General features: G+C 62.0%; 4 protein-coding genes and 1 riboswitch. All 4 genes read right to left on the reverse strand.

The window, feature by feature from the left end:
• Positions 1-20: 20 nt before the first annotated feature.
• The gene (gene crcB, locus N2315_08510) at positions 21-371 is read right to left on the reverse strand and encodes a fluoride efflux transporter CrcB (protein MCX7829218.1); all 351 of its coding nucleotides are present in this window, start codon (positions 369-371) and stop codon (positions 21-23) included.
• Between the two features lie 125 nt (positions 372-496).
• Complete coding sequence (gene carB / locus N2315_08515) at positions 497-3,616, reverse strand: carbamoyl-phosphate synthase large subunit (protein ID MCX7829219.1); 3,120 nt, start codon at positions 3,614-3,616, stop codon at positions 497-499.
• A 178-nt stretch (positions 3,617-3,794) separates the two neighbouring features.
• Complete coding sequence (locus N2315_08520; GenBank protein ID MCX7829220.1) at positions 3,795-4,889, reverse strand: homoserine O-acetyltransferase; 1,095 nt, start codon at positions 4,887-4,889, stop codon at positions 3,795-3,797.
• A gap of 2 nt (positions 4,890-4,891) precedes the next feature.
• Positions 4,892-6,190 carry an O-acetylhomoserine aminocarboxypropyltransferase/cysteine synthase gene (locus tag N2315_08525; protein MCX7829221.1) on the reverse strand — a complete coding sequence of 433 codons (1,299 nt, stop codon included), beginning with the start codon at positions 6,188-6,190 and terminating at the stop codon, positions 4,892-4,894.
• Between the two features lie 139 nt (positions 6,191-6,329).
• A riboswitch (SAM riboswitch) is annotated at positions 6,330-6,435 on the reverse strand.
• Positions 6,436-6,631 lie beyond the last annotated feature (196 nt).

The following is a 6,631-nucleotide window of genomic DNA, read 5'->3' on the forward strand; positions in this document are numbered from 1 at the left end:
CAACGATAGAGATACAAATCCTACATGTTGCTTGCCGCAAAAACCCCAAGCACCACCGCCCCCATGCCCGCCAGGTTCTGCATAATCAGGTTGGCAAAGCCGGTGAGCCAATGGGAGGTGCGAACCAAGTTCAAAGTGTCCACCATGAACGTCGAAAAGGTGGTGAAGGCGCCGATGAAGCCCACCAGCACCGCGTTTCTCACCGCCGGGGACAAGTTCATGCGGCTGGAGAAGAGGGACACCAAAAAGCCCGCCAGAAGACAGCCCACCACGTTGACCGCAAAGGTGCCCCAGGGGAAGGACCCGCCGTTAAGACGCTGGACGGCGGAAGCCAAGTAGTACCTGCACAGCGCCCCAACCCCTCCTGCCATCATCAAATAAAGGATCTCCCTGCGCATGAATCAATACCTCCGGAATCTTCTTACCTTGCATCCCTAAGGGGGATTATACCACAAACCCCTACACACACCCCTAAATATTCAAAAAACCTACGACTCTAAAGGGCCTCCTCCTCCATGAAGCGCAGCGCCTCGGCGACGCCCGCAAGGGTATCCAGAGAGGTAAGGCACAACACCCCCCGCTCCGCGGCCCGGCGCCTCAGCGCAAACCCGTAACCGCTCCCCCAGTCGGGGCTTGTGGTGTTAACCACCATCTTAACGGAGCTTCCCACCATATAAAGGGCCTCGTCGGGGGACACCGTCTTGCATGGCAAACCGTTGGCGGACAGGAACCGGCCGGTGCCATCGGTGGCCCATATCCCGCACCCCAGCCCGGAAAGCTCCCTCAGCGCCCCAAGGGCAAGGGCCCTGCTGGAAGTGCCCAGGGAAACCAGCACCCCAAAGGGGGCCTCCAGGGGATGCCCGGCACTCCTAAAGCCCTTAAGAAGGGCCTCCTCAAAGGTCTCACCGAAGGCCATCACCTCCCCGGTGGACCTCATGTTGGGACCTAAAGCCGCCTCCGCCCCGTCGATCTTCCCCATGGAGAACACCGGCACCTTAACCGCCCACCGGGAAGGCGCCTTACCAAGGCCATAGGGAAGTCCAAGGTCCGAAAGGGCCTCCCCCAGGGCCAGCCTAACCGCCATGTCCGCCATTGGAACCCCGGTGACCTTGCTCACGAACGGCACGGTCCTGCTGGACCTCAAGTTAGCCTCCAACACCCACACCCTGTCTCCTTCCGCCACGAACTGGACGTTGAAGATGCCTCTTACATTAAGGCTCCTACCCAAGAGCCCCGCCACCTCCACCATGGCCTCAACCGCCGCGGCCGAAAGCCGCCTATGGGGCACCGCCGCCACGCTGTCGCCCGAGTGGACCCCCGGTCCCTCCAAGTGTTCCATCACGCAGGGGACAAAAACCCCCTTCCCGTCGCAAAGCACGTCCGCCTCCGCCTCTATGCCCCCAAGGAACTGGTCCATCAAAAGGGGGCCCGTGAAATCCCACCGATCCCCCAGGTACCCCTCAAGCTGCTCCATGGAGCAAACCACTTCCATGCCAAGGCCACCAAGCACGTAAGAGGGACGCACCACCAGCGGGAACCCCATCTTAAGGGCCCCCTTGACCGCCTCCTCCTTCGACCAGGCCGTAATCCCCTCCGGATGGGCGATGCCAAGAATGTCAAGGTGCCGATAGAACTTCTCCCGGTCCTCGGAGATCTCCACCGCCCAGGGCTCAACCCCCAACACCGGAACATCGAGCTCCGCCAGCTTCACCGCAAGGCTCAACCCCCGCTGACCCCCGAACTGAGGAAGCACTCCAAGCAGCGACACGTGGCGCATCACGTCCAGCACCACCTCCGCCTCAATGGGCTCGAAGCACAGAAGGTCCGCCTCATCGTGATCGGTGCTCACCGTCTCGGGGTTGTTGTTCACCATCACCGCCTTGAGCCCCATACGCCTCAGCTGCCTCAAGGCCCTAACGGAGCAGCAGTCGAACTCTATGCCCTGGCCGATCCGAACGGGCCCGGCTCCAAGCACCAAAACCCCCTTCCCCTCCAGGGCATTCCGCATCTCCTCCCCACCCAGGGACCTGTAGCGGTAGGGGAAGCCCTCCCTTCCTCCAACGGGCTTCAAAACCCCCTTAAGCCCCATGGACTCCCGGATCTTACTTACCCTCTCCTCCGGAACTCCCCACAGGGCGGACAACGTATCGTCCCCTATGCCCAAGGACTTGGCAAGCCCCATGGAAGAGCGGTCAACGGGCCTGGAAGCGATCTTGCCAAGACACCAGACGATCTTAGCTATACGCTCCACGAAAAACCCGTCCACCCCCGAGAGGGACGCCACCTCATCGACGCTCCATCCCCTTTCAATGGCCTCCATGACGGCGAAGAACCGCCGGTCCCAGGGCTCCGTCACCCTCTCCCGGAGCTCCATGTCCGAAAGCCCCCTCATGGCGGGATCAAAAATCCCCGTGCCCTGATCCAACCCCCGCAGGGCCTTCACGAAAGCCTCCTCAAAGGTGTCCCCCAGCCCCATGACCTCGCCGGTGGACCTCATCCTGGTACCCAGCCGCCTTTGGGCGTTTGGGAACTTGTCAAAGGGCCACCGGGGAAACTTGAGGGCCACGTGGTATATGACTGGCTCCTCCGACGCCCTGGGGCCTCCGCTCCAAAGCTCTATCTCGTCAAGGCGGAACCCCAGGGCCACCTTGGCAGCCACCCGGGCTATGGGGTACGCGGTGGCCTTGGAGGCCAGGGCGCTGGAGCGGCTGGCCCTGGGGTTAACCTCGATGACGTACCGCTTCCCGTTGGACCCTACCGCGAACTGGATGTTGCAGGCCCCCTCAACCCCTATGGCGTCAACTATCCTGAAGCACGCCCCCTTCAAGTCCGCCACAAGGGACTCACCAAGGGTCATTATGGGGGAGACCACCACGCTGTCCCCGGTGTGCACACCCATGGGGTCTAAGTTCTCCATGCCGCAGACCAGCACCTTGTTCCCGGCCCCGTCCCGCACCACCTCGAACTCTATCTCCTTCCAACCCTCCACGCTGACCTCCACCAGGGCCTGTCCCACTGGGCTGGAATCAAGGGCCGAGGACGCCAGCTCCGCAAGTTCCTCCTCACCTCTTGCCATGCCTCCCCCGGTGCCCCCAAGGGTGAAGGCGGGGCGCACCACAAGGGGAAACCCCGCAGCCCGCCCGAAGGCCAAGGCCTCCTCCACCGACTCCGCCGCATGGCTCAAGGGCACATCCTCCCCTATGGACCTCATGAGGTCCCTAAAGAGCCTCCGGTCCTCACCGCGGCGTATGGCCTCCGCACCGGTCCCAAGAAGCCTGGCCCCAAAGCGCTCCAACGCCCCGGAGTCAAAGAGCTCAAGGGACAGGTTCAACCCCACTTGGCCGCCCAGGGTACCTATGACCCCCTGGGGCCGCTCCTTGGCAAGGACCTGGCAGACCCCCTCCAGATCCAATGGCTCAAGGTAGACCGAATCGGCGGTGTCGTGGTCCGTCATTATGGTGGCGGGGTTGCTGTTTATCAGCACCACCTCCACCCCCTCCTCCCTAAGGGCCCGGCAGGCCTGGGTGCCCGCGTAGTCGAACTCCGCCGCCTGGCCTATCACTATTGGGCCCGATCCCACCACCAAAACCTTCCGCAAACCAGCGTCCAAGGGCAATAAAATCAACCTCCGCTTCCTTTTGGGATACTTTGAAACGAAAGTTTATAATAGCCCCCGCGCCATGGCAAGTGGTTTATTTATAAATATTATTGTGAACCGTCATTTAGCGATCAAAAAGGCCGGCGCCATCCCGCCCCGCCGGCCTTGAGCTCAAACCAGCCCGCCCCACAAAGGATCATCCCATCCCCGTCCTGCGCCAAAAGCTCCTTAGGATGTCGTCCACCTGGTCAAGGTCTATGAGGAAGGCGTCGTGCCCGTTGGGGCTCTCTATCTCCTCATACCAGCCGTTTACCCCGCCGCTCCTTGCGCAGGACACCACCTCCTCCACCTGCCAATTGGGAAACAGCATGTCGCTGGATATCCCAACCCCAAGAAGATCCCTGCCGGAAAAGGCCCTAAACGCCTCATTAGGTCCTCCGCGGCCCGCCAGGACGTCGTGAAGGTCCATGGCCCTGGTAAGGTAAAGATAACAGTTGGCGTCAAAGCGCCTTACCAGCTCCTGGCCGTGGTGGTGAAGGTACGTCTCCACCTGGAACTTCCCGTCCCAACGGCTGGGGTCCCCGTGGGCCACGTCCCGCATCCAACGGCTCACGAAGGACGTCTCGCTCCTGTAGGTTATCATTGCCAGCATCCTGGCGTTGGCCAACCCCCTCACCGGCCCTGGCCCCGGGTGGTACTCCCCGTTGCGCCAGTCCGGATCCGCCATAATGGCCTGCCGTTGAACCTCGTTGTACGCTATGGCCTGGGGATAAAGCCTCATGGGAGATGCGATCACCACGCAACGCTCGAACACCCGGGGGTACGAAAGGGCCATCTCCAGGGCCACCATCCCACCCATGGAGCCCCCCACCACCGCCAAGGCCCGCTCAACCCCAAGGGCCCTCAAGCCCATCACCTGGCTTCTCGCCACGTCCCGGCAGGACACCAAGGGGAACCTCATCCCAAAGGGCCTGCCGTCGGGCCCCAAACTCAACGGGGAGGCGCTGCCATAGGGGCTGCACAGGTTGTTGAAGCAAACCACGCAGAACCGGTCGGTATCTATGGCCATGCCAGGCCCCACGACGCCGTTCCACCACCCCTCCGGCAGCCCCTCAACCGGCCCGCCCCAGACGTGATGGCTGCCGGTCAGGGCGTGGCAAACCACCACCAGGTTGGATCCGTCGGGCCTCAAGCGGCCGGTGACGGAACAGGCGAGCTCCACACCGGGCAAGGTCTTTCCCGAGTCAAGGGGAAGATCCCCTATCGGAACCTTGAGATACCGCTCTGTCACCATCAAACCCCCCCTAAGGCTGCCTCAAGATCCGCAATGAGGTCCTCCGGGTCCTCAAGGCCCACGCTGAGCCTTATGAGCCCGTCGTCTATGCCCGCGGCCCTGCGGTCCTCCTGGGGCAGTTGGGAATGGGTGGTGCTGGCAGGGTGTATCGCAAGGCTCCGGGAGTCCCCAAGGTTGGCCATGTGGCCGAAAAGCCTCAGCCCCTCTAGAAAACGGCGCCCCTCCTCCACCCCCCCGTCCAGGCAAAAGGCCACCATGCCGCCGTACAACCCGTCCAGGTACCGAAGGGCCAGGTCATGGGTGGGGTGCTCCTCAAGCCCTGGGTACCTGACCCACCGGACCTTCCGGTGTCCCTTTAGATACCGGGCCACCGCCATGCCGTTCTCAGAGTGGCGCCTCATCCTCAAGGGCAAGGTACCGCAGCTCAGCTTAAGAAGGTAGGAGTCGAAGGGAGATGGGCACCCCCCCATGTCCCTGAGCAGCGTGGCCCGAAGCTTCGCCGAGAACGCCTTGGGACCAAAAGCCTCAGCAAAAACCTTGCCCCCGTAACCCGGGTCGGGAGCGGACAGAAGAGGCCACTTGGCCCCGCTCCAGTTCTTGTTGCCTCCGTCCACCGCTATGCCACCCACCACGTTGCCGAAGCCCGATATGTACTTGGTGGCGGAGTGGATCACCACGTGGGCCCCATGCTCTATGGGACGGCACAGCACCGGGGTGGCGAAGGTGTTGTCCACCACCAGCGCCGCATCGTGCCGGTCCGCAATCCTGGCAAGCTCCTCCAAAGGGGCCACGTCCAGCAAGGGGTTCCCCACGGTCTCCACCACTATGGCCTTGGTGTTGGGCCTCATGGCAGACTCCACCTCCTCAAGGCGGTTAGAGTCCACCAAGGAGCTCTCCACCCCGAAGCGCCCGAAGGTGTTCCTTATGAGGGTGATGGTCCCGCCGTACAGCTTCCGGGACAACACCAGGTGGTCACCGGCGGAACACAATGCGCCTATGACGTGGGTGAAGGCCGCCTGGCCGGAGGAGAAGGCCACGGCCCCCACACCCCCCTCCAGGGATGCCACGCAGTCCTCGTAGGCCTTCACCGTGGGGTTCGATATCCTGGAGTATATGTGCCCCTCCTGGTCCAAGAGGAAAAGCCTGCAAGCCTGGTCCGAATCCTCAAAGCGATACGCCGCGGTGGCGTATATGGGAAGCCCAAAGGCCCCCGTGGCGGGGTCATGGCTCCACCCGGCGTGAAGAGCCCTGGTGGATAGCCCCTTACCACCAAAACTTCCATCGAAACTTGAAGACATACCCTCATCCCCCCGTGTCTTAGCGGTCCGTCAAGGTCGGCGCCGGTTTCAAGTGGCCCCTTCACAATTCCCAAGGGATTAAAGTTAAGGCCCCTCCGAGAGGAGGGGCCTTGTTCGCTTAAAATGGGCCGCTGCGCCTCTCTTATCATCCGGCAAAACGCCGCAGGTGTTGGCACCACGCCCCCGCAAGGGAGACAGGTTGCCGGGCTTCATCGGGCCAGTCCCTCCGCCACTCTGGATAAGAGTCCCTATTAAATTTTTCAAAACCGATCCGAGATGCAAGAGCCTTTAAAGCCCAAGGCCCCAAGGGGCCCCAAAGGGTTTAATCCGTTGGGGCAGATGTTAACCTCCAAAGCGCCCCCTGTCAAGGGCACGAATTGCCTCACGTAAAATCTAAACGAAAAGGGAACGTTGCCTCACCTAAGAATCCAAACGAAATAT

The sequence above is a fragment of the Thermanaerothrix sp. genome (assembly GCA_026417795.1).
GTDB lineage: Bacteria > Synergistota > Synergistia > Synergistales > Synergistaceae > Thermanaerovibrio.

Bases quoted from the DNA above. Each gene is read 5' to 3' on its own strand.
- crcB (MCX7829218.1), bottom strand. From the start codon at position 371: ATGGCAGGAGGGGTTGGGGCGCTGTGCAGGTACTACTTGGCTTCCGCC.
- N2315_08525 (MCX7829221.1), bottom strand. From the start codon at position 6,190: ATGTCTTCAAGTTTCGATGGAAGTTTTGGTGGTAAGGGGCTATCCACC.